The following is a 326-nucleotide window of genomic DNA, read 5'->3' as shown; positions in this document are numbered from 1 at the left end:
TCAAGAATAATAAATTATATGAAACTCTTTGAAAAATTGCATAACAATAACGACCTATTTTACGCGGCAGGGATATAAATATGTATAATCATAATTTTGCAGATTTATGGATAATTAATGTACATAATGGGATTAAAGAAAAGGATATTGCACCAATCAATATAGAAGATTTTAAAGCAATAAAAAAACATTTAGATTTCTTTTATCCTATGTTAGAAAAACGGCTAGATAAGGGAAGTACTCCATATAATTTGAGAAACTGCGCTTATATGGAGGATTTTTTTAGACATAAAATAGTATGGAAACGCGTAGGTTCAATACTAAGG

General features: G+C 27.9%; 1 protein-coding gene. It reads left to right on the top strand.

What is annotated here, in order from left to right:
• Nucleotides 1–80: 80 nt before the first annotated feature.
• Nucleotides 81–326: hypothetical protein (locus tag ACODR7_RS21585; RefSeq protein WP_488842338.1), on the top strand; the 246-nt coding region annotated here is incomplete at its 3' end.

The organism is Chryseobacterium sp. FG46 (genome assembly GCF_057809135.1).
This window is presented reverse-complemented; position numbering and strand designations above follow the sequence as displayed.